This window comes from Rhodopirellula halodulae, from assembly GCF_020966775.1.
Taxonomy (GTDB): domain Bacteria; phylum Planctomycetota; class Planctomycetia; order Pirellulales; family Pirellulaceae; genus Rhodopirellula; species Rhodopirellula halodulae.
In genome coordinates this window covers 179,277-202,723 of the sequence record NZ_JAJKFV010000029.1, presented here as the reverse complement: position 1 = coordinate 202,723, position 23,447 = coordinate 179,277, and the positions used below count along the sequence as shown (strand labels likewise).

At 55.6% G+C, this 23,447-nt stretch carries 20 protein-coding genes; 6 read left to right on the top strand and 14 right to left on the bottom strand.

The window, feature by feature from the left end; all coding sequences use genetic code 11:
• Window positions 1–15 precede the first annotated feature (15 nt).
• The 3 genes from LOC70_RS13795 to LOC70_RS13785 form a co-directional block, all read right to left on the bottom strand.
• Window positions 16–1,203, bottom strand: coding sequence for a cysteine desulfurase family protein (locus LOC70_RS13795; RefSeq protein WP_230254257.1), 1,188 nt, complete (start codon window positions 1,201–1,203; stop codon window positions 16–18).
• A gap of 76 nt (window positions 1,204–1,279) precedes the next feature.
• Window positions 1,280–2,530, bottom strand: coding sequence for a deoxyribonuclease I (locus tag LOC70_RS13790; RefSeq protein WP_230254256.1), 1,251 nt, complete (start codon window positions 2,528–2,530; stop codon window positions 1,280–1,282).
• 161 nt (window positions 2,531–2,691) lie between these two features.
• Window positions 2,692–2,940, bottom strand: coding sequence for a hypothetical protein (locus LOC70_RS13785; RefSeq protein ID WP_230254254.1), 249 nt, complete (start codon window positions 2,938–2,940; stop codon window positions 2,692–2,694).
• Here LOC70_RS13785 and odhB point away from each other — a divergent pair.
• Entirely contained in the window at window positions 2,927–4,282 is a 1,356-nt protein-coding gene (gene odhB, locus LOC70_RS13780) for a 2-oxoglutarate dehydrogenase complex dihydrolipoyllysine-residue succinyltransferase (RefSeq protein WP_230254252.1), read from the top strand. The two genes, LOC70_RS13785 and odhB, sit on opposite strands and share 14 nt — an antisense overlap.
• An 86-nt stretch (window positions 4,283–4,368) precedes the next feature.
• Here the strand turns inward: odhB and LOC70_RS13775 are convergent, their stop codons facing one another.
• Window positions 4,369–5,052: an ankyrin repeat domain-containing protein gene (locus LOC70_RS13775; protein ID WP_230254250.1), complete on the bottom strand. Its 684-nt coding sequence runs from the start codon at window positions 5,050–5,052 to the stop codon at window positions 4,369–4,371.
• A gap of 50 nt (window positions 5,053–5,102) precedes the next feature.
• Window positions 5,103–5,774 (bottom strand): NAD(P)H-hydrate epimerase, encoded by a 672-nt coding sequence (locus LOC70_RS13770; protein WP_230254249.1) that lies wholly within the window; start codon window positions 5,772–5,774, stop codon window positions 5,103–5,105.
• Window positions 5,775–5,934: 160 nt separating this feature from the next.
• Between LOC70_RS13770 and LOC70_RS13765 the strand changes: the two genes are divergently transcribed.
• Both LOC70_RS13765 and LOC70_RS13760 read left to right on the top strand, forming a co-directional pair.
• Window positions 5,935–6,162, top strand: a complete 228-nt coding sequence (locus LOC70_RS13765; RefSeq protein WP_230254247.1) for an FmdB family zinc ribbon protein — start codon at window positions 5,935–5,937, stop codon at window positions 6,160–6,162.
• Between the two features lie 466 nt (window positions 6,163–6,628).
• Window positions 6,629–7,498, top strand: a complete 870-nt coding sequence (locus LOC70_RS13760; RefSeq protein WP_230254245.1) for a glycosyl transferase — start codon at window positions 6,629–6,631, stop codon at window positions 7,496–7,498.
• A 92-nt stretch (window positions 7,499–7,590) separates the two neighbouring features.
• On the opposite strand, the gene LOC70_RS13755 is transcribed toward LOC70_RS13760, so the two are convergent.
• The 8 genes from LOC70_RS13755 to LOC70_RS13720 form a co-directional block, all read right to left on the bottom strand.
• Window positions 7,591–8,394 carry an FkbM family methyltransferase gene (locus LOC70_RS13755; RefSeq protein WP_230254243.1) on the bottom strand — a complete coding sequence of 268 codons (804 nt, stop codon included), beginning with the start codon at window positions 8,392–8,394 and terminating at the stop codon, window positions 7,591–7,593.
• 57 nt (window positions 8,395–8,451) lie between these two features.
• Window positions 8,452–9,147 carry an FkbM family methyltransferase gene (locus tag LOC70_RS13750; RefSeq protein ID WP_230254241.1) on the bottom strand — a complete coding sequence of 232 codons (696 nt, stop codon included), beginning with the start codon at window positions 9,145–9,147 and terminating at the stop codon, window positions 8,452–8,454.
• A 63-nt stretch (window positions 9,148–9,210) separates the two neighbouring features.
• The gene (locus tag LOC70_RS13745) at window positions 9,211–10,017 is read right to left on the bottom strand and encodes an alpha-1,2-fucosyltransferase (RefSeq protein WP_230254240.1); all 807 of its coding nucleotides are present in this window, start codon (window positions 10,015–10,017) and stop codon (window positions 9,211–9,213) included.
• 143 nt (window positions 10,018–10,160) lie between these two features.
• Complete coding sequence (locus tag LOC70_RS13740; protein ID WP_230254238.1) at window positions 10,161–11,009, bottom strand: glycosyltransferase family 2 protein; 849 nt, start codon at window positions 11,007–11,009, stop codon at window positions 10,161–10,163.
• Window positions 11,010–11,147: 138 nt separating this feature from the next.
• Complete coding sequence (locus LOC70_RS13735) at window positions 11,148–11,951, bottom strand: FkbM family methyltransferase (RefSeq protein ID WP_230254236.1); 804 nt, start codon at window positions 11,949–11,951, stop codon at window positions 11,148–11,150.
• Between the two features lie 506 nt (window positions 11,952–12,457).
• A complete protein-coding gene (locus tag LOC70_RS13730) occupies window positions 12,458–14,155 on the bottom strand; it encodes a hypothetical protein (protein WP_230254234.1) in 1,698 nt (565 codons plus the stop codon).
• Between the two features lie 669 nt (window positions 14,156–14,824).
• Complete coding sequence (locus tag LOC70_RS13725; RefSeq protein WP_230254225.1) at window positions 14,825–15,874, bottom strand: glycosyltransferase family 9 protein; 1,050 nt, start codon at window positions 15,872–15,874, stop codon at window positions 14,825–14,827.
• Between the two features lie 122 nt (window positions 15,875–15,996).
• The gene (locus LOC70_RS13720) at window positions 15,997–18,264 is read right to left on the bottom strand and encodes a hypothetical protein (RefSeq protein WP_230254223.1); all 2,268 of its coding nucleotides are present in this window, start codon (window positions 18,262–18,264) and stop codon (window positions 15,997–15,999) included.
• A 129-nt stretch (window positions 18,265–18,393) separates the two neighbouring features.
• Here LOC70_RS13720 and mnmG point away from each other — a divergent pair, with 129 nt between their 5' ends.
• A complete protein-coding gene (mnmG, locus tag LOC70_RS13715) occupies window positions 18,394–20,364 on the top strand; it encodes a tRNA uridine-5-carboxymethylaminomethyl(34) synthesis enzyme MnmG (RefSeq protein ID WP_315857262.1) in 1,971 nt (656 codons plus the stop codon).
• 47 nt (window positions 20,365–20,411) lie between these two features.
• Complete coding sequence (locus tag LOC70_RS13710) at window positions 20,412–21,449, top strand: SAM-dependent methyltransferase (RefSeq protein WP_230254221.1); 1,038 nt, start codon at window positions 20,412–20,414, stop codon at window positions 21,447–21,449.
• 23 nt (window positions 21,450–21,472) lie between these two features.
• Here the strand turns inward: LOC70_RS13710 and LOC70_RS13705 are convergent, their stop codons facing one another.
• The gene (locus tag LOC70_RS13705; protein ID WP_230256145.1) at window positions 21,473–21,895 is read right to left on the bottom strand and encodes a hypothetical protein; all 423 of its coding nucleotides are present in this window, start codon (window positions 21,893–21,895) and stop codon (window positions 21,473–21,475) included.
• Window positions 21,896–22,122: 227 nt separating this feature from the next.
• Between LOC70_RS13705 and LOC70_RS13700 the strand changes: the two genes are divergently transcribed.
• Window positions 22,123–23,379 (top strand): carboxypeptidase-like regulatory domain-containing protein, encoded by a 1,257-nt coding sequence (locus LOC70_RS13700; RefSeq protein ID WP_230254219.1) that lies wholly within the window; start codon window positions 22,123–22,125, stop codon window positions 23,377–23,379.
• The last annotated feature ends 68 nt before the right edge of the window (window positions 23,380–23,447 follow it).

The following is a 23,447-nucleotide window of genomic DNA, read 5'->3' as shown; positions in this document are numbered from 1 at the left end:
CAGAGACCAACTCGGCTAACCCACCAATTTCCGATGCGACGCGATCAACTGATCGGCGGCCGAAAAAATTTCTTCTTCCGTGTTGAACCGACCGACGCCAAAACGAACGCTGCGTCGAGCCTCGGATTCACTCAATCCCATCGCGGTCAACACATGACTCGGCAATGCTTCCGTGCTGCTGCAAGCCGAGCCGCTGCTGAATGCGATGTCGGGCGTTGCCGCCATCCAGGCTTCGCCTTCAATCCGTTGCAAACGCACATTGAGATTCCCAACCAAACGCGTTGCCGTTTCGGTTTGAAAATCGGGCCCGTTGATTTCAATGCCTTCGACGCCGTCCTTCAAACGCTGCCAAAGCAGATTCCTCAATCGAGCAATTCGCTTGCTGTCATCTGCCAAGTCTTCCATCGCGAACTGAAGTGCTGATGCCATCGCAACGATGGACGCGGGATTGAGTGTCCCACCGCGCAGACCACGTTGCTGACCACCACCGACCATTTGCGGACGCAATCGAACACGTCGATTGCCATTGCCAACTACCAAGAATCCGACGCTCTTGGGGCCATAGAACTTGTGCGCCGACGCGGTCAACAGATCGATGTCCAACCGTTTGGCATCCACCTGCATCCGCCCAACGGCCTGCGTCGCATCACAGTGCAACAACGCCCCGGCCTGATGAGTGATCTCGGCGACGGACGGCATCGGCGCGATCGCGCCGATCTCGTTGTTGGCCATCATCACGCATACGAGCGCAGTTTGGTCATCCACCAACTCTTGAAGATGATCGAGATCGATTTGTCCGGCCAACGAATGGTCATGCGGATGGACTCGCACTCGCACCACCTCGATGGCTCGCCCATCAGCAATGGTTTGTCGTTGCAAGTCCTCTGCGACCTCCAGAGCAGCCGGGTGCTCGGTATCGCAGATCACAAGCTTGGGTCGCTTGCAGCGTGGATGCATCATCACGCCACGCAGTGCCAAGTTGATGCTTTCCGTCGCACCGGACGTCACGACGACACTCTCCTGAGGCACATTCACGATCGTCGCGATGGTTCGCAACGATTGGTCGATCGCGTTCCTGGCAAAGCGTCCGGCTTCGTGAGAGTCACTATGCGGGTTGCCAAATTGCTCCGTCAAAAACGGCAACATGGCATCCACCACCCGCGGATCGCATGGCGTGGTGGCATGGTGATCAAGATAAATCATCAACCTCTCCCACCAAAGAAACTCACACCGTCCAAATCAAGCAGCGTTTTCTTTCATCGTGACTTCAGCGAAACCTTCAATACCGCGAGACGCTTTGGTGACCGCTCGGGAGCGAAGCCTGCTGCACGACCGCTCGGTCCATGGTCGCTTGATTGGCAACCGGCATTCCTTCTAGCGCGGAGAATTCAGCGTACACCGGCAAGTAACTGGAAACCGTTTGGGCTTCCGACAGGCTGAGATTGTACACACGAAGAAAGTCGTACACGCCGCCGCGTCCGATGGCTTCGGCGGTGGACTCCGCATCAAAAACGATGTTCTCCGTTTGGTGTCGACCGAACACATCGGTCGGCGTGCTACTCACCGCCGCTCGCATGGATCGCGATGCCATCGTTGGTAGCAAATAAGCGTCGTCCGCCTGGAACAACCCGGCCATCAAGATGTCGTCTTCGCCGCGTCCGTCGTCGCGAATGGAATCAAACAATTGGCCCAGCAATGCCACCTCGCTGGGAGCCCGCCCGAGATCGATGCGCACATTCGCGACCGTGAAGGTCCAGGCTCGATCAGCACTCGGTTGGGCAGCTCGAAACCAGGCCACCAACGGATCATAGAGCATCTGCTGATCCGGATCCGCCACCGTGTAGGTTTGCGTCCGATCAACACGAATCCGGTCAGGGCGAAACAGAATCACCATCTGCTCACCTCGGTCGGCTGGACCGGTCGAGCCACCGAGCACGTAGTCGTAAACCGGTCCGCCGCTACCCAGCGAATTTTCGTTGATCGCATCCACCATCCGCGGCACCAAATCTTTGTGGATCGATGACACTTGCTGCAGAGCAATCAGATCAAACTGCCGAACCACTCGGATCAAATTGGTTCGACAAACATTGCTGGCGAGTTTGGTTGGGCCAAACCCATCCAATGCCCAAGAGGCGATCCGCAAATTTTTGAACTGGGCGGGACGCTTGGGGGCGTTGGTCTTTGAACCGGATTCGTTGCCGCGTTGAAAAATCGGGTTCCCCCAAATCCGCTCTTTCGCGACCGGGTCGTTTCGCACCATGTCGCTGGGGCTGTAGATCACCGGGTCCGCCTCGATCGGATTCCCCGTATCATCCACCGGCCACGGCGACGCTTGTGAATCTTCGACCGAGGATGTGAACGTGAACGGCTCGTCCAATTCCTCCCAAGCGAAGTCGGCTTTGGGTTTGATCGCGACTCCGTCCAGTCCGTCAATATCGTAATGCTTGAAGAAGTACCATCCGCCGCCGATCAACAACACGACGATCAAAGCCATTTGGATGGGATGGCCTTTCTCGGGTGCATCGGACATGACTGCCTCCGGAACGATTGGGGCGAGGACGGCGTGGGGCGAAATGACTTGGTGCCAACGGACAGAATCCAATCGGCCACCATCGTGTTGCATCGGCCGTCCGATCCTTGCAGCCCAAAGAAAGGACACTCACCCCCCTCTTCGTCAAAACCCGCACAGTTTCATGCGGCTGACTCATGCGGGGAAATGCGACGTTGATCGCCGCGCCACTCTGCGGGCGTTACCCGCAACGGCAATGGCATTCCGGCCAAATGCGGCCCCACGGCACGAGGTAGGTCATTCTTCTTTCCCGAATGTTTCAAACGAGCGGTGAGCGGCTGACACTGTTCGTCCGGCTCGTTATTCTGGGTGTTCATCCCTTCCCAGATCTCTTTTTGCAGTGGTTGAAACGTTCCCGTGAGCGACATCATTCCCGTCGAAGTTCCTACCGTTGGTGAGTCGATCAGCGAAGTTCAAATCGGCAATTGGCTCAAACAAGAAGGCGACTGGGTCAAGAACGGCGAAGACCTCGTCGAGATCGAAACCGAAAAGGCTTCGGTGCAAATTCCGGCTCCCGCCAGCGGATACCTGCAATCGATCACCAAACAAACCGAAGAATTCGCCGAAGTCGGCGAACAAATCGCTTCGATCCAAGCCGCGGAACAACCCGCCGACGGTGGCGGGGCCGCTCCCGATAATTCCGGCTCCGCGCCCGCCAGCACCCCAGCTCCTGCAACAGCAGCCCCCGCCTCGACTCCGGCCCCCTCACCGACATCGTCCAGTGGCGGAAGTGGCCAATTCGTGATGCCGGCTGCTCAGCGGTTGTTGGACGAACACCAATTGACCGCATCGCAAGTTCCCGCGACCGGCCCCGGCGGACGATTGCTGAAAGAAGACGTCCTGGCGTACATCCGCAACGGTTCATCACGGCCAGCGGCACCCGCTGCTCCCGCCCCGTCACAATCTGCGGCGTCCCAGCCCGCACCGGCACCTTCCGCACCCGCGGTTCCTTCATCGCCGTCCCAACCGATGTCGTCGTCTGACGTGCCTTCGTTGATGACCAGCAGCGGATATCGTTCGGAAGAAGTGAAGCCGATGAGCATGCTGCGACGCACGATCGCTTCGCGGCTGGTCCAGGCCCAACAGACCGCGGCACTTCTGACCACATTTAACGAGATCAACATGGCTCCCGTCATGGCGATCCGCAGCAAGTACAAAGACGCCTTCACCAAGAAGCACGGCGTCAAACTGGGCTTCATGTCATTCTTTGCCAAAGCCACCGTGGAAGCCCTTCGACGCTTCCCCGCCGTCAACGCGGAAATCCGTGGCGATTCGATGGTCTATCGCAACTACCAAGACATCGGCATCGCAATTGGTGGCGGCAAAGGCTTGGTGGTTCCCGTTCTTCGCAATGTGGAACGCATGTCGTTTGCCGAAGTGGAAAGCAGCATCGCGGAATACGCACGCCTGGCCGGCGAAAACCGACTGCAACCCAGCGACTTGATGGGCGGTACATTCACGATCAGCAACGGTGGCATCTACGGATCGCTGCTGAGCACCCCGATCGTCAATCCACCTCAAAGCGGTATTTTGGGTTTGCACTCAATCCAAGAACGTCCCGTCGCGGAAGACGGTCAGGTTGTCATTCGCCCGATGATGTACGTGGCGTTGACGTACGATCACCGGATCGTGGACGGTCGCGAAGCGGTTGGCTTCTTGGTCGCGATCAAAGAGACAATCGAAGACCCTTCGCGATTGTTCTTGGAAGTCTAGGCCACGCCAAATCTGCACAGGTCTGAGTGCTTCAGGCCTGAGTGCTTCAGGCCTCAATGCCCAAGCCGCGACGCCAACCGGCCACTTCACTGTCGCAATCGTTTCGCGACTTCGGCGTGGCCGTTGGAATTGGCAAAATCAATCGCGGTTTCACCGTCAATGTCGGCCTTGGTTGGATCCGCTCCCGCTTTCAGCAACAGCTCGACAACTTCCAACTGGCCTTCCGCCGCGGCAAACATCAACGGCGAAAAGTTTTCTTCGTTGTCGACTAAATTCACATCGGCACCGTGATCCAGCAACAACTTCACGGTCTCTGCATTGTCGGCCGTGCACGCATACATCAACGCCGTGCGTCCAAAAGAATCACGATGGTCAACTTGCACGTCTTTTGACAGCAACCATTCCACAACTGGCGTGTGACCATCAAACGCCGCCATCTGCATAGCATTGCGTTTGTATTCATCCACATCAGCAACATCGACGCCTTGCGACGCGATTCGCTTCACGCCCGCCAAGTCGCCCAACATCGCGGCCTCTCTGAACTTGTCCTCGGGTGATAGCTTCGGCAGCGGCACGTCGTCAGAAGTCGCCATCCCCTCAGGAGCTTCCGGCGCGAGCACTTCTTCCCGTTCGCGACGCGGGAAATCCTCGGGCGACAAACGCTTCGATTCACATCCAATCACGACGAGACAAAGCCCCACCCAAACACAGGTGGAAGTGAGAGACCGACGGGCGGGAACGCGACGCGTCCAAAGTGTGGCTGTTTGCATCGCGATACCATACTCGCCGCGGCAGGGTCGGGCCAAGCAAGCCGTCCGCCTCAGCCGGCAAATTCGCGGAGCAATTTCAGCGGAACCCCAATCGCAATGACTTGCACGTCTCCGGTATGAATACCCGCGTTCGCTTTCGCGAATCCGACTTTCGATGCGGCAAAGGTCAGCGTGTGATGGGCACAAAAGGTCGGCTCACCGGCTTCACCCGTGTCACCATCCAGCCCCGTCGGAATGTCCAACGCAATTCGCGTGGCATCAGCCCGATTCGCGGACTCCACCCACTCAGCGTATCGCCCACGCAGCGGAGGTTTCGCTCCCGTGCCGAGCAAACCGTCCACAATCACCTCCGCTGAATTCAACGCCGAGTCGATCGTTCCTTCGGGCACATCAATCTCGATCCCGGATGCTTGGGCAATGCGAGCCTGCGTTGCCGCATCCCCTTTGAGTTCATCCAAATTCGCGATGGCCAAGATTCTCACCTCGCGACCGGCCAACTGCAGATGCCGGGCGATCGCGAAACCGTCACCGCCATTGTTGCCTTTGCCGCACAAAATCACCACTCGACCATCAGGCACGATTGCTTGGATGGCTTCGGCTGCTCCGCGTCCCGCATTTTCCATCAAGACAATGCTGGGCATTTGGTAGCGATTCATTGCGACCTGGTCAATTTCGCGAACCTGATCGCAGGTCATCGGTGGTAGAGAGATCACAGGCTGCATCGTTTCATCTCGCGTGGAATGGGGTTGGTGCTGGCACCGACGGCGTTCCTCAGACTTCAAAATCCAGTGGTGCAAACCGCGACTTTGAACGACAATGAGGACTTGCCATACTCTGTCTGGCTTTCCGTTTCGTGGTTGACTTTCCTTGTGGAATCAGAAGATGCCTCTTTACGAGTACGAATGCAAATCGTGTGACGATGTGGTCGAAATTTTGGTGCGTTCGCCCGACGAAGACGTGGCTTGCCCGAAATGCGAGAACTCGGAACTGACTCGCGTCCTCAGCGTTCCGGCCGCTCCGTCGATGAGCAACGGATCCAGCCTCCCCATGGCAGGCAGAGGCGAAGCCTGCGGTGCCCCCCGCTGCTGCGGCGGCGGTTGCCAGATGTGACGCTTGCATCGGCAGCGATGGGCGCATTTCATCAGCCATAGGAGGCATGTTCGGCCGCTCGAGCTGAAAAATCTTGAAGCTGGCGGCTTCGCAGTTGCGATCGTGTCGTCGGCGGATGTGCCCGGATGGTACGACAGAGGGCACCGTGTAAAACTATGGCGAGGTGATTTGTCGTTGGGATCAGCACTCTCTGTGCGGTAACCATGGGCCGTTTGCCTCGTCGGCTTCGCACCGAAGATTCCCATCTGATTGGCAATCGCCGCCGCTATGCATTTCACCCCGCGACGCTCTGACGACAAAGCAATTCTCAGCCTAAATTCTCGTGCGGTAACGAAGCTTGCCTGATTCAAATACCTCGCCTGATCCAAAGACAACGATAAGTGATTTGGGGCCTACGGTTTCTGACTACCGGTTCCAACGAGAACACTTGAACGTGGCAGAACGTTTACCCGGAATCTCCGCCTTCATGCGCATTCGCAACGGCGAAGCGTTCTTGGAAGCGACGATCCGCAGCCACATCGACTGCTTTGACGAAATCGTTGCCGTCCACAATCAGTGCACTGATCGCTCGGTCGAGATCCTGGAGAATCTGAAGTCTGAATTTGGCGAGGAGAAACTGCGAGTCATTCACTACGTTGACCGAGTGTATCCACCAGGCAGCACCGGTCATATCGAAACCCCCGGCGATTCGCCGAACAGTCTGGTGAATTACTACAACTTTTCGCTCGCAGCGACACGCTATCAGGTTGCGACAAAGCTCGACGATGACCATCTCGCCATCGGCTCAGCACTCAAGAAAGCGACGGATTCCATCCGAAAGCTTGGCACCTCATTCAATGAGATGCACTGTTTTTCGGGTCCCAACCTTCTCTTGAACAAGAGCGGCGAGCTGTCAGTTCCACTGGACGATCCTATCTCGGGCGGCGGTGACATCGGTTTTTTCCCGGTCAGCGAGAATACGTATTTCACGCATGACCGCCGCTTTGAGCGTTTCCATCGAGGCAACCTCACGCGGAAGTTCGTCGGTTTTCTTTATTGGCACTTGAAGTACCTGAAGCCTGACCACGGCTTCGGAAACTACGAACTCGACCAGAACCCCAACAGCCGGTACGCGAAACGGTTGAAGACAGTCATCTCTGATCGAGCGTCCGCTCTTCAGGTGGCGGAATTGCAGCGTTGCGTGTCGCCTTCCGCGTGGCGACGATTCCGAGCGACCTTATCGAGCAAGGATCGTCTTCAGAACGATCGTGACTCTGCAATCCTTCGCAGCTTTGCAGACGTCTCGATCGATGAGGCGGTCAAAGCCTCTGCCGATTGGAAGCTTGTCACCGATTGAGACTGCCACAAACGACAGCAGGCAATCTGAGTCCCGCAGTGAAGTGTTGAGAACTCTTTGAATCTTCTTTCTCCCGGGCCACATGCAACTGATCAAGCGGCGATTCGATTGTTCGTCGCCGTGACGGACGCCGAAGTCTCTTCCACCTCAAAGACCGTATTGATACTGTCGGCGTATTTCTCTCGGTAGCCCGCATCAAGAATCGTTTGTCGAACACGCCTCGCGGATTCCACAAGTTCCCGATTGTCTTGGAAGTCTGGATGGATGTCACACAACTCCACGATGATCAGCTTCGGCTTCCACTGCGACAATGAAAAGCCAGAGAAAACATTCTCTTCGTAGCCTTCCACGTCCACGACAAGGATATCAAAGGAGCGTGGAATCTTTTGATCGGCAAGAATTCGGTCCAGCCGAAGCACTTCCGTTTGCTGCTGCTTACATTCCTTTGCAACCTGCTGTTTCGCCCAAGTGATTCGGTCGTATTCCTCGAATGTTGCTTGGCTCATGGTACTGAGCGAACCAATTTGCTGAAGCGTGGCCTTGGCGTCCTCACTTCCCGCGGCAACGTTCAGAACCGTCACGCGATTGAGCATGTGACGCAAACGACACCAGCGAGAGAACTGCTTCGATGGCTCAACATACAAACCCCGCCATCCGGCATCAGCGAGCCACGAGGTATTGGAAAATCGCTCACCGTCGTAAGCTCCGACCTCGACGAAAACGCGATCCTGTTTTTCGAGGAACGTTTCGTCAACAATGTGTTTCAGCTCGGGAATTTGGCATGTCTTCGTTGGCTTGCGAATACCGAGTGCAGTCCGAACCTTGCCTTTGAATGCGTTCGCAACCGAGCCACAAAGCCGCCATGTCTGCTTGAGCTGTTTGAGTTGATTCGACATGCGAGGAATTTCCGAAATTGAGTTGCGCAGAAGGGTAGAAGTGAAGAAGCCACGAACTTACGCGGCCTGTTTGGCCCGTGCCGTCTTCGGCATAAAGAGCATGTCACCGTGGCGACGAGGCGTCGACATTGCCTGGAATCCATGGGACTCCATGAATTGATTCAATTCATCGAATAGAACTCCGCCATCGTAGTAGGGCACGGTGGACACCTCACAAACCACCGCCTTCACGCGTTGCAGCGTTGCAAGACCACCTTTGAGAACCAACAATTCCGCCCCCTGCACGTCCACAACCAAAACGTCGCAGTTCTGAGAGAATGGAGTGTCCGCCAGTAGCCGATCGAGTGTGACTGAACGCTGGACTTCGACTTCGCCAGTTTCTTGGACTGTAGGCCATCTTTGCTTCAACTGGTCCGCGGGAGCAAAAATAGAATTCGACATGCCATCATTGCTGAAACAACGAAGCCCCAGTTCGTCCCCGTCGCGATCACTTAACAGTGCACAAGCGGTGCTGTGCTCGGCAGGACCGTCATGCTTCAGCAGCAAACTTGCGAGCTTCGCATGGATTTCTTCTGAACCTTCGATCCACAGAATCTTACGATAACCTTTCGATTCGTAGTTTGACCGTTCCTGACCCAGATGAGCACCAACATGCACAAGACTGCGATACTCGCCCTTGCCTTCGGTCAGCCGCTGAAGCAGATCAATCGGGTCAATTTTGCGGCGTGAGTATTTCAGAAGGTAGTTGAACATGTATTCAATACTGGAATTGAGAAACCAAACAGGTCGGAAATACGAGGGCTCCCGAAACTGCCGCTAGATCCGTAGCCATGTTGACGGAACAATATCAGAGTCATCGACCTCTGGATCGTTAAACCATTTTTTGGGAGCGATCGTCAAGTTCGCTTCTGAACCAGATAGCCAAGCTCCCCACCAACTGAACGACGAGTTGGCAATCACATGCGACTTGGCATGCGTCATCAGCCACAAGTCTCTCAAACCGGTATCAGGCGACCCAGCTCGCTTCAGTTCATCATTGACGAAAACGGTTTTTCGAGACGAGCGGATATTTTTCTTCGCCCACTCAATGTCATCGGAAAAAACAAAGACAGTTGAGTCAGCAGGCAACATCTCAATCGCCGCTTCAAAGTATTCGCTTGTGCAACTCCAGAACCGCTGCCGTGCATTCGGGTTGCTCACGTAGTCACCCCGACGAACATGCAATGACGTCGACATATTCTCACTGAGACGGCGAGCCATCTCACGTGCGGGTTGGTCCGGTGCTACAGGTGGAGTCAACTCAGACCGAATTTGATCCGCATAGGGTAAAAAATACTTCTCAGAAAAGAAGTAACCGCGAAGCTTCAGCGGTGGACTCGTTTCAAAGAATCGTGGGTCAAATCGCTTGGATTCTTCTTGATAGACTGGAACCGATTCCCTGCCTCCTCGCAACTTATTCACAAATTCACTGATCAGACTCGGCTTCACCCAATTTTCCGCTTGGATCGGAAACGCATCCAACTCAAAAGACCGATGCCGTCGACTGGAATAAAACTTCAGATCCAGGAACAAGGAACATCCATGATGAATCGAATACGCTCGAGCAGCAGCGTATTGGAGCATCTGATTCCCGAGCCCGCCGCTAATTGAAATCACGCAAGCCTTGCTTGGATCACTCACCCCACGGTTTACGCCGGCTTCATCAGCAATACGGCCGTCGGCGACGCGAACGGATTCAGACAATTCACGATGGACTGAATTCATTGTCACGCCGCACGCTGGATACCGTCACGCTGGATACCGTAAGGGGTGCGGGTGACATTGCCACGGATGGTTTCATTGCGAATCGACAGATTCTTTTTCAAATCTTCGTCGTTCATGTAACCCCGTGGATGATCAACGTGCAAGCAAATGGCCTTGAATCGAATTTGCTTCCCACGAATTCCTAAATTGTTCATCCGTAAACCAATTTCGCGATCGAGTCCTCCGTATCGCATTCTTTCGTCATACCCGTTGACGGCTATAACGTCCGACTTCCACCCCGAGACGTTACATCCATTCCAAGTGGGACGGGTTGTGGTAAGACGGTTCAGAATGGAAATCAAAGCTTTGTTTTGGATTAGCCGAAGGCTTTTAAAATTCTGCGGCATCCCGTTCTCACGAAGCCATTTCGACTGAAACACGGTTCCTGAACGAACATTCGATTCAGTGATCAGTCCTTTGAACGACTTTGGGAGGTTGTTGTAGGTGCCAGACAGAAACCGCTTCGGCTCCGCTTCACGCAGGTGGACCGCAAGAAAGTCCGGCCTGGGGATGCAATCTCCATCCGTGAAAAGCAGATAATCACTGTTGGCCAGTTCAATGGCCCGGTTCAGGATCTCGCATTTCCGAAAGCCCGCATCTTCGTGCCAGACATGATGCGTTTCTATATCGCACGTTTGGCGAAATCGTTCAATCACGGCTGCCGTCTTCGAATCGGAACCGTCATCGGCGATCAAGATCTCGAAATTGCGTTCCGTCTGCATCTGGTATCCAACCAGGACGAGCCACAGCTCATCGGGTGCATTGAACGTTGTGATGATCACGCTGATTTCAGGCTTCATCGGTGTAGCCATGCTGATTCAATTCGCTAAGCGTCCTGGCAAGATGCGGGGATCACCAGGGCATATCAAATGGCGGCCTCTCGCTGCAAGACCGAATCCAAAACCTGGAGAACCTAGAATTTCTCCCAGTTCGCCTATGGGAACAAAGCCTCAGCAGCTTTCCATTTCCGATTGCTGATCATCCTGCCGGATAGCGACAAAATTTGTGGTTCGGAATTGCTCGTGAGTTTCTTTGTAACGACGAATTTCCAGTAAACGCCCCGAGGGAGTGATTCGATGCAGGGTCATTTTGCGATCGGTGAAGAACCGCCAGAAGTCTCGAAAAAACGTGCGTGTATCGACATTGCAGCCGCCCATCTCAAACATCACCATGCCGACGGCGTTTCTGTCAAATGTTCTCTCGGCTCCTCTCAAAGCTTCCAGCTCATGGCCTTCAATGTCGAGTTTGAGCAAATCAATGTTGTGGATTTCGCGTGTTTCGCAATAGCTGTCAAGCGTGGCGACCGAGACGTCTTCTGACTGGTCAAATTGGATCCCTCGATGGGCAAGCTCTCGTTTAGTCAGCGACGCCATCCCCGAACCAGATCGATCGTAGTACAGCACGCGAGTTCCTTCACTGTTTCCCACCGCGAAATTGTTGAGTATGACCCGTGATTCAGGTCCACGGCTCAGGAGAGACCGAAAAGCTTCTTTGGAGGGTTCGAAACAATGAATTTGATAGTCTGCCCCTTCGAGTGACTTGCGTGCCAAACTCAAGAATTGCCCATGGTTGGCTCCGACGTCAAAGACGACGAGAGATCCACTTGCTCGGCGTCGTAACATTTTGAATAAGTTGGCCTCTCCGCTATTCATTACTCCCGCCCCCGCTCCGATTCCCATCATCCGCTGAGAAACGATGGCGGTGCGAGCCAGACATGCCTGTGCGATCTTGCCCCCTGTGAGCTGATGGAGCATTGTCCAGGGCAATCGCCTGCATCGTTTCCACAGTGACTCTGTTTCAGAGTAGGGAAGGACTGTGGATGAAGTTGAGTGAGTCGTCGCGTCAAAACGTTCGGACTTTCGTGACCGAGATTTCCCTGAACTCACACTGGCTTGTAGCGTGGCGACAGTTGGCTCCAACGAAGTGCCAACAGCGTACTTATTATTCATTTCGAACCGCTTGAAACGGGGGGATTTCGTGTGACGCGGATCCTAGATCCGGACTCACTTTTCCGGCAACAGAAGCTACCCCAGTTCAACCATTCTTCATCAAGTAAAAATATGGTTTGAATTCTACTCGTGGCGACTCCGAGAGCGTCGCCAACAGAAGTGTGAAGCGTTCAGTTCGTCTTGAGCGGTACCACTTCGAATTTCGAGGCGACACCGTATTCACACTCGTCAAAAGTCTTTCGCTCGCAAACAACAGCGAGCGTTCATTTCGCCCGAGCATCAAGGTATTCGCGAGGCCCCAGCGACTGTGGTCATCCTGCTTGCCGAAGACGGGAATCCGAGTTCTCACCTGGTGGCAGATCAGAGATTGACAAACTTTGCTCCGCAGCAGACGTGGGATCGACGTCACATTGCCGGATGAGTTCCTCGAGGCTGCACTGAAAGATTGGCTTCCAGAAGTCGTCGTAGGAATAGCCGTTTTCAGGCAAATTGCTGGGACGATCGCCCGAGAAGCCCGGTGGAAGCCCGACGAGATCCGGTGACTGCATGAACGAACTTGGCCAATCCGGAATTGGTTGAGCAAACTCAAAGTCGACGAAATAGAGATCACCTCCCGGCGTCAGGATCAAATTGCCCGGATGAAAATCAATGATGGCACGTTCCAACGCGAATGTGGCGCGAAGCAATTCGATCACCTGATTCGCGTAGGGTTTCAGAAGCTTGCCTTGTTTGCGAAGAGACAAACCGGCCAAGCAGTTTTCGTACTTTGGGAGCACAAAGCTGTATTCGTCGAAGTCCAGCAGTTCTGGCACGGTCTCCAGTTTCGGCCCCAAGGTCTGATAGATAAATATTTCGCGATCACAGAACCGCTTGAAGCTTGGCCGAAACGTTTTCCGAACAGCTTCTTTTCCATTCCATTCGACCAGCTCCGTTTTTGAGCGGTTGGCCGGCTTGCGAAGTGAGCGAATGACTGGCTCAGGAGTCTTGTAATGACGCCGCAAGTAACTGAGCTGCGTTTGTACTTCCGCATGGAAGGAGGGGTCGATGATCTCGAGGTATTCCAACCCTTCAAGCTCGTCGTCACTGGAATGCACACAGTTGTTCCACTGTGATTTTGGCAGACGCTTGTTCAGCAGACGCCTGATCTCTTTTTTGAAAAGAACTCGACGATTCTGTATGTAGGGATACTGTTCCTTTTCCGCTGGTGTCGGTTCGACTGGGTGATAGTCAAACAAAGCCAGAGCAACAGCGGGCAATCCTCCAGACTGAGGAAACGGACCTTCATCCCAGTTTCCTCCCCGAATGTGTTTGGAAGCAAGCTTCGCTGATTCAGTCGACAGCTCGTGTTGACCGACCACTTCCAAACGGTGCTTTTGACGGAACAGCGAAATCGCTTCTTCCAAGATATGATTGTCCACTGCGGATTGCCGGAACAGCACGACAATCAGCTCACCATCTTTGTTCTCGATGGGGGGCGGAAGAAATTGGGCAAGTTCTGGTCGCAGCGATGCGTACCGTCGCAAAGTGTCAACGGGGGGATTCCAAGACTGACTCGTCAGCAGACACTCCAACCCCTTCATCGTCATCGGAGTGTCGATGAATTTGGCAGGCGCGGCAGCCTTCAATCGGTCAGCATAGTCGTGATCGCTTTGCTGCTTGCTCGACTTTGTTGCTGCGTCGCTATCGTCCCACGGCAACCCAGAAGCACTTCCTTTGTGGTAAAGAGCGTGATACGCCAATGACAGGAAGTAATGGTCTTCATCAGGGATGTAGCAGAGGTCCCGATACAATGTTCGAGATTGGACGATCTGCTCAGCGAGATACGGAGGGTAGTACGACAGGCCTTTCCAGCATGCGTTTTTCGCCGGTCCGGTACCGTAAACGTCGCATGGAATTTCTCGACTGTTCGTGACGAACAGATCATCCACCAGGTGCAGGTCGTCGACATCAATCAGCAAATCGATGTCTTCACCCTCAGGCCATTCGGGTACATTCTCAAACCACCGCAAAACAACATAATTGACATTACGATCATTCAGCGTCCTGAACAAACCCTCACGACCAATCGAAGGATCGACAAACCGTCGGACTCCTTTTCTGCGTTTCGAAGGCCAGACATTTCGCACCAATCTTTTCAGGCTGAAACGGCGGGCTAGTTTGCGTGCTTGATGTGAACCGGCGCTGACCAGGTTTTCCACCTTCCGACGCGAGACTGAATGATCCATGTGATCGCAGTGTGTGCGGACTAGAAACGTTGTGGTGCAAACTTCGACACTACTCAGTGCGCATCTGGCAGGACAAGATCGATTCGCCACGCCACACCCACCTGCCCGCAGGGCCAACTCACCAACACGCTAACTTCAGGCAAGGCTGCGGAGACGTCTTCGACTACCGATTCTGATTGCTAGCAATAGCCACATCGGTTTTGCATCACGGGACGAACGACTTTGGATTGGATCAATCGGGCCTGTGATCGCCACTGAAGATCCGCTCGGTCCATGCCTCATCGACCGCCCTCAAAACTCCGCGATGTTTTCTTCGCACGGTCCGTCGACGCTGAAAGCGTTTCGATTTTCAAGATAACCCGCGAAACTAGTTGGCAATTGCTTCCTTGACGTGCCCCCGAACGGAACGATGCCAACGCGGTCAGTCATATCGGGTGCAGGGCCTTGGATGAGTTAAGCGGCTCGCGCGACGTCCGCAGCCTGAATTTTGTCCAACCATTGGCAAACGTGTTCGACGCCAATGCGTTGAATGGCTTCGCGACGATTCAATCCGCCTCGGCCAAAAGCGGTTTGTGCGGCCGGTTGCATCGCGAAAGCTTCCATTTGATAAGGGCCACGAGCGGAGGGCGACAGGGGGCCTTCCGGTTCACCGTACAGACCAACGACGTTCGCTCCCGCGGCTACCGCAGCGTGCAAAACGGGCGTGTCTTCCGCGATGACCGCGTGAACCAATGGACAGAGCGCGGCGGTCAAATCGAGGGTCAAATCCGGAGCCAGCGTCGCGGTTCCGGCGGCACACGAAACCACCTGCTCCGCCTTCAGTCGTTCTTCGAATGAACGCCAAGTCACGATCGTGTGCATCCCGTAGCGGTCCGCGATGTACCTGGCCGTTGCTGCGTAACGGTCAAACATCCATCCAACGGAAGTCGACACGCGACCGGTGTCCATCAACACCAAATCTCGACCGGCCCACTGGTGCCGGTAACGCATTGCCCAACGATGGTCTTCACTGCTGACCGGCCAATCAAATCGGGCACGCGGCCGATCGATCGACAGAGGCGTCAACAACTCCAAACGTTGATCGACGACGTGGTGAAACACCGGAGTCACCAATTCATTCAACAAACCTCGTCGCGGCGCGAAGGTCGGGCCGGTATCCCATCCGATTCGTCGCTCGGCGCCTGACAACTGGCATGCCAACGCGGACACAAAGGTATCGTGACAATCGATGGCCACGTCGAAGCTGCTCGCCGTCAGTTGCTGTTTCACGGAACGAATTCCACGCGGGGATCGGTTCCATCGCGTTGGCAACTGAATCACTTCATCGATCGCAGCATGGCTATTCAGAAAGTCCGCCCCTTCGACCGAGACAGCCATTGCAATGGTGGCGTCCGGAAAATGATCGCGAAGGGAGCACGCCATGGGCAGCGTCAAAATGCAATCCGACAAATCGCCCGATTGGCTGAGCAGAACGCGCATGGAAGAAGGAGACTCAAGCGACATGATCAGTTTCGTTCATTAGCGGTTTGAATCGTGACGTTGGAACCCCGACCCATTCGCCTGAGCTCAATCCGTTGAGCCAACGTCATGCAAATGGAAGCGTGACGTCGGCCTCAAAAAAGCGATCAGCGGCTGGAAATGGAGCGAAACGCTCGGATTCGTGCTCGTGGTGCGAGCCCACGCGTATCGAGTGGTTGATCCAGCACGTAGCTGCCGACGTTGCCAGCTTGGTCCGTCGCATCAATCCGCAGATAAATTTGACGAGGTAGCTGAGGGTCGGCCGGCCACACGTAATCTCCGAGATTCCGCAGACCAGCGGCGATGGTGGTCCAAGGTCCGTCAGGTGTATCACTAAAGGAAAGTGAGATCGGACGCGACATCAAATATTGGTCGTCGCAGCGATAGGTGATCACCAAAGACCCCGCCCGATCGGCTTCGCCATAACGAGCGCCGTTGATGCTGACTTCCGGCTTGGTCTGATCAACGACCACCACGATATCAGGAGCCTCACCACTGATCGGACGCGGGCTGGCCAATCCATTCGCGGCCACGACCACGATCCGGAAACCGAAGATTCCTTCCCCGTTGGTTTCAATGTCAAAGGGGCTGGCTTTGTCGGGATCCATGCCCCAACGTTTCCAAGTGATACCGCCGTCCGTGGTGCCGTAAAGTTCGATGGCCTCGACCCCGCGTCCACCGATCGCTTCGATTTCAAAGTCCAAACTGAAACGATTGCTGTCGCTGTGGCGGATCACGGAACGTTCCGCCAAACGCTTCAAGTCCAGAGCTTCTCGCGGATCCAATGATTGACGCTGCATGGTCACCGCTGGAATCCGTTGCGATTCGTACTGCAATTGGGTGGGAGCTTTTTCGGATGAGGCACCTGGCCCAGCAGTGGTCGCCGAGCGTTGGTTGCGATCAGCCGGAATAGGAGACCACGGCGAAGGAGCACCGGAAGACGTCTCGCCCCCCAAATCCAATGACGGCCTGTTCGTGACTTGCTTCGGTTTCGCGTGTTGAATGCGATCCACAGGACCGTTTGCTTCGGGAGCATTCAATTCCGATGGGCCATTCAGGTTCTCACCACGTGGCGCGGGCACGGACTCGGGACTCGCAGGGCCGACGTGGAAGGGAGTTTCAGGTTCTGCTGTGGTGGACCCCGGAGTTGATTGAACCGGTGGGCGATTGGCCTGAGTTTGCGGAGGCAAGTTCGGGACCGAATTCGCCTGCGTGGGAGTCGAAACCGAAGGAATTCCGGCGGGAACATTTTCCACCGGCGAATTCTCAACCGATGGCAGTTGCTGAGAAGGTCCCGCATCCAAAGGTCGCATGGCTTCCGCGGGAGTCTGTGGTCTCGCCGGTGCTGGCAAACTTTGTGAGGGGGAATCCAAATCCAGCGGATCAACCTCCGCCGCGTTACTGCTATCCGTCGGTGACGACAAAGCTCCCGATGGCAACGGCAACATCTCCGGCCCATCCGGCGATCCAAGTGCAGGACCACCCGCCGGTGGTAGCGAAGGCGCATCGCCAAAGGCACCGAAGATCCCCGAACCCAACGACGGCCCGCCGTACTCATTGGGCCCCGAAGCAAATCGTGTTGTGGGTTTCACCGCAACGCGAGGCTTTTGCAGCAACTCGCTGACGATGCTTTCGTTGCCGGCCTCATCGACCGCACGAATTCGCAGTGAGAGTTGCTTCCAGTCGTCTTGCGGATGCAGTTGCAATCGCGCAGTGTTTCCGTCTCGCTCGAGCGTCGCGACCTGCCATCGCCGAGTCGTATCTGTCACGTAGTGAACCGTCACCTGACGCGTTTCCGTGACGTCGCGAATCGAGAACTGGGCCACAACTCGACCATCCGCGTCCGCGTCGGCATCCAGATCGATTTCCGGTCCTTTTGTATCAACGACGACTTTCAATTCTGGAACGATGGGCCCGGGCGGGAACGGACGTCCTTGGGCATCCAACGTTCGGGTCGCGAACCAAAACGTGCCTTCGCCCATTTCGCGAATGTGAAATTGGCGAGCGTCCGGTGGCTGGCGATCCAACAGCTTCCATTGCCCCGGTTTCCGCTGAGCGGATGCCCCAGGATTCGAAGTCGTTCGAGTGCCCGCGGTGGCGTAGGGATTGGAGTTCGCAAAAGGACTCTGTCCCGGAACGACCTCGCCCGGCCCGTTTGCAGCGGGCGATTGAGCATCGGTCGCCTCTGCCGGCACAGCCACATACAGTTGGACTTCGACCGGTGCGGTCCCGGTGTTGGCGATGTTGAATGGGATCTGAAACGAATCCGAATTCATCACCACATTCGCGACGTCTTGCGCGTGCAGGTGTGGCGTGTCGACCAATACCCCTCCGGCGATACCGGAACCTTCGGCCAATCCAGTCGTGATCGCCATCGCCAACAAAACTCGCCGAAACGCGGTTGAGCGACGGTTCCTTCGACTTTGGTGCTGGTCAAATCGCATGGTTTGGTCAAAATCTGGGGTTTGGCGTGAATCGACGCGTCACCGCGCATCAGACAATCCGTGTTTCGAACATCGGCGTTTCCCGACTGTGGACTTCAACCATTGACCGCGAACAAACCTCAAAATCGTTACGACTACGACGTCGTTGTGATCGGAGCCGGTCACGCGGGAACCGAAGCCGCCGCCGCTGCGGCGCGTGTCGGAGCCAAAACGGTGTTGCTGACCACCAACCTGGACACGGTCGGTCAGATGTCATGCAATCCGGCCATCGGCGGTGTCGCGAAAGGACAAATCGTCCGTGAAGTCGACGCGTTGGGCGGGTTGATGGGAGAAGCCATCGACGCCACCGGAATTCAGTTTCGGATGTTGAACCGCCGCAAAGGGCCTGCGATGCACAGCCCGCGTGCTCAAGCCGACAAGAAGGCCTATCAGAACTTCATCAAGTTCCGCATCGAAAACCAGGACAACTTGGATCTGCGGCAAGAGGTCGTGGAAGACCTCATTACCGAACCCATCGCGGAGGGAAGCGATCGGCTGGCAACCCAGCGCGTTATCGGCGTCCAAGTTCGTGGCGACGCGGCGTACTATGCCAGAACCGTGATCCTGACGACGGGAACGTTTTTGCAAGCCATCATGCACACCGGCAAATCACAAAGTGCCGGCGGCCGAGCGGGTGAAGGCACGACGGCGGGACTCAGCGGTGCGCTGCATCGCCTGGGCTTCACCTTGGATCGTTTCAAAACCGGAACGCCCCCCCGGCTCAACGCACGAACAATCGACTACGCCGGTTTAGAAGAACAACCCGGTGACGAGGACCCGCAACCCTTCAGCTATCTCAATGACGCGATCACCTCGCCACAGATGGCTTGCCACATCGCTCACACCAACGAGCAAGTGCATGACCTGATCCGAGCCAACTTGGATCGTGCTCCGATGTATAGCGGACAAATCGATTCGCGAGGCCCGCGTTATTGCCCATCCATCGAAGACAAAGTCGTTCGATTCGCGGACAAATCGAGTCATCAGTTGTTCCTGGAACCCGAGGGACGCCAGAACTGCGAAGTCTATGTCAACGGCATCTCAACCAGCCTGCCACGCGACGTGCAAGACGCGATGTTTCGGTGCATTCCCGGTTTGGAAAAAGCCACCATCATGCGTTATGGCTACGCGGTGGAATACGACTTCAGCCCGCCGACGCAGCTTTGGCCGCACTTGGAATCCAAAGCCGTGAGCGGACTGTTCTTTGCCGGCCAAATCAATGGAACAACCGGCTATGAAGAAGCCGCCGGGCAAGGGTTGTTGGCCGGATTGAATGCCGCTCGATTGGTCGCAGCCCAAACACCTTGGGTGCCCTCCCGACAAGATGCCTATGTTGGCGTGCTGGTCGATGACCTGGTCACCAGTGGCACCGACGAGCCTTATCGCATGTTCACCAGCCGCGCCGAATATCGCCTGCTGCTGCGACAAGACAACGCTGATCGCCGCTTGACGCAACAAGCGGACGAATTGGGTTTGATTGATGCCGCACGTCGCGAGCGGTTCCAGAACAAACGACGAGACATCGAACGCGGCAACGAACTCTTGAAGGCGGCCAAGATCCAACCGCCTACCGGTCCCGTTGTTCGCGGTGACGTTTATTTGCGTCGCCCGGAAGTGACCTGGGAATCCTTGCGGGAGCAGGTACCAGAACTCGGTGAGATCGGAAAAGAAGCCGCCGAGCAGTGCATGATCGATATCAAGTACGCGGGCTACATCGATCGACAGCAAGCCGAAGTCCACAAGCAATCGCGACACGCGGAAAAGTCGATCCCGGTCTCCTTCGACTATGACCGTATCGGGCCGCTGCGCACGGAAGCGAAAGAGAAACTCAACCGAGTGCGTCCGATCAACTTGGGCCAAGCCAAACGGATCAGCGGCATCACTCCCGCCGACCTCGCGTTGGTGCTGGCTCACTTGGAAAATCATTATCTGTCGCAAACCAACTCCAAGACGAATCCTTCCTCTGCCATCACATCATCGGACGCGACTTGAACCACGACACTGCATCTAAGAGTTCTCTCTCCAAGAGTTCCTTCGCAATGATGTGCTGCGCGCACGGTGCGGAAGGCTTAGTCAAAGAACAAATCGCTCGCGAAGGTTGGCGCCTCGCCTTTTCTCGTCCGGGATTTGTGACCGCGAAACATGATCAACCACGACAGTCTCCCACCGGGGTGTTCATCCGCACGACCGCCAAATCGCTGGGGTCAGCCAAAGGAGACCACTCGTCCCAATTGATCGAAAAATTGAAAGCAGCAATCGCGAATGAAACGGTAGCCTTTGACCAACTGCATGTTTGGCCTCGCGACCGAACCGCGATCGGGAAATTTGATTTTGAACCCGGCATCGACGAAGTCTCCGCAGCCGTCGCCGATGAAATTTTCCAAGGCCTCAACGATCTGCACGTGGCGACTGGCGGCACTCCGATATTGAAGTGCACCGAACCCAACCAAATCGCGGAAAGCGGTGAACGGGTGTTGGACGTTGTGTTGGTGGATCCGTCACAGTGGTTCTTTGGGATGCACGAAGCCACCACTTTACCAACGCGATGGCCGGGTGGCGTGCAACCGGTGCAGCCCGCCTACGAACCGATCTCCCGAGCCTACTTCAAAGCCGCCGAGTCCATCGCATGGAGCGGATTTGACATGCGGCCGGGCGATTTGGCCGTGGAAGTTGGCAGCGCTCCCGGTGGAGCTTGCGGACGACTGCTCGAAATGGGAATGGACGTGATCGGTGTCGACCCCGCCGAGATGGACCCGCGAATCAACAACCACCCGCGATTCATTCATTACCCAGCGCGGGCCGGGGACCTACCCCGACGTGTTTTTCGCGGGGCCAAATGGCTGCTGGTGGATTCAACCGTCAAACCCGACGCCACGCTGAGCACGGTCCGTAATATGATCGACAGCCGCGAAACCGATTTTCGAGGCTTGCTGATCACAATGAAGCTCGGCCAGTACGACAACGCCGAGAACCTCAATCGGTGGTGTGACTTCATTCGCTCGTGGGGTGTCAAGCGATTGGAAGTTCGGCAACTCGCACGAAATCGTTGTGAGGTTTGTGCAGCGGTAACCGTCTAAAAATTCGCGTGCGTTTCCTTTTTTCAACGAATTTCGTCGTAGATCACCGTCTCGCCCAACCAGATCCGAAACTGACGGATCGCTAGAGTCTTCGCGAAGGTGATCTCGCCCCGAACCCTCGTGACCGGATTCGCGAAAGTGTCCCAGTCGGGGTCGAGCGGGAATTCTTCGGGCAGATCGAATTCGAAGGCTGAATGGATCCGAACCCAGCTCACTCGAAACCACACTTGCAGAGGAGCGAGGCCGTCGTCACTTGGTTGCAGGGCGACCTTCTGACGGAACCACCATCCGTCGTAGGTGAGCGTCGCCCGAAAGGGAGCTTCAAATTCAATCTGACGAAACAGAAACGTTCCGCGTCGTAGATGGGCACAATCAGAACGGACCTGGATTTCCGGCGAAATCGACGCTGAAACGCTGTAAGGGTTTGGTGCGGGCACTTCATTCATCATTCACACAAAGAACCTTGTCCCTTCCCCTCATCCTGCCTACACTTCGGACTCACAACTTACCTAATCTGCCACGAATTTCACTTTTTCGGCGATTTTGCCGTGACTTTCGGGTGGACCCCAACAAAACTGTTGTTCGACTGGCTGGAATTCCATTTCCGCGAGCACGTTCAGACGTGCGTCGTCAGCTTATTAGGCAATTGAGACACCCTTACCAGAGACACACCATGAAACGCTTTGCTGCCTTTTTCGGCATGCTCGCAATGACGATGACCGTCGCCGTTGCTCAAGATTCGAACGTCAAACTCAACGACCACCTCACCGTTCCCCAGTGGGTCAACCCAGCCGTGGAAGGTGAACTTTCGGGTCGCTTGATTCTGCCTTCGGCAGATGGTTCGTCGGAAACGATCGCGGAAGCAACTGTCGTGATGACCGATGCGTCTGGTAAGACGATCCGCACTCAAACGAATGAATCAGGTGAATTCACGTTCGCCGACGTCGCTCCTGGTGTCTATGCATTGTCCGCTCGTGCCGACGGCATCTTCGCTTGCTGTGCCATGCACGTCGTCAGCGACGAAATGGCCTCTTCCGAAGTCTTCCCGAAGACCGCAGAGATTGCGGCAGCGGGAATCGACTACTCGATCATCAAGACTTCGATCATTCGTTACTTGCCACCTGCTGGCAAAGACAGCCTGACTTCGATCGCGAAAGCCGACTTGAAGAGCATCTCGAGCCAAGTCGTGGGCGAGAACCTCTTCCGCGTCGCTCAAAACAACGGTGGCATGAAAGGCCGCATCCACATGGCTGGTGCGGAAGGTCAAAAATTGACCGACGCCGGTCTGTTGAACATTTTCTTGATCCACGACGGCGAAACCATTGACCGTGTTGTCAGCAACCGCGATGGCTCATTCGAGTTCGCAAATGTGGATGCTGGCGAATACTCGATCTTGGCAATTGGCCTGTCCGGATTGGGCATGGCTGGTTTCGAACTGGTCGACGAAGCAACCGCGAATGCCGACACCGCGATGGTGAATAACAAAGGCGAAACGTTTGTTGGATTCGGAAGCAACGATTGCTGCTGCTGTTGCACGCAGTTCGCCATGCAGGTCGCTCCATTGCCAATGGCCATCGAAGCCTGCAATGAAGTCATCATCCAAGAGTCAGTCGTCGTCGAAGAAGGCATTGTCGAAGACGGCATGATCGTTGAGGACGGTTTGGTTGCAGATGGCTTCGGCGGTGCGGTCGACGCCTTCGGCAATCCTGTCGATGCATTCGGTAACCCAATCGGTGGCGGTGGATTCGCCGGTGGTGGTTACGGCGGCGGATTCGCTGGCGGAGGCGGCGGCTACGGTGGTGGAGGCTTCGGCGGCGGATTGGGCGGAATCGCCTCGCTGGCTGGTCTCGGCATCGTTGCAGCAGCGTTGGATGACGATGACAACAACAACGTCTTCCCACCTCAACCTGCTAGCCCAGCTATCCCCTGAGCTGAAATAACAAATTGACTTTTAGAAGGTCGCGGGACCGTCTCATCCCGCGGCCTTTTTTTATGCGC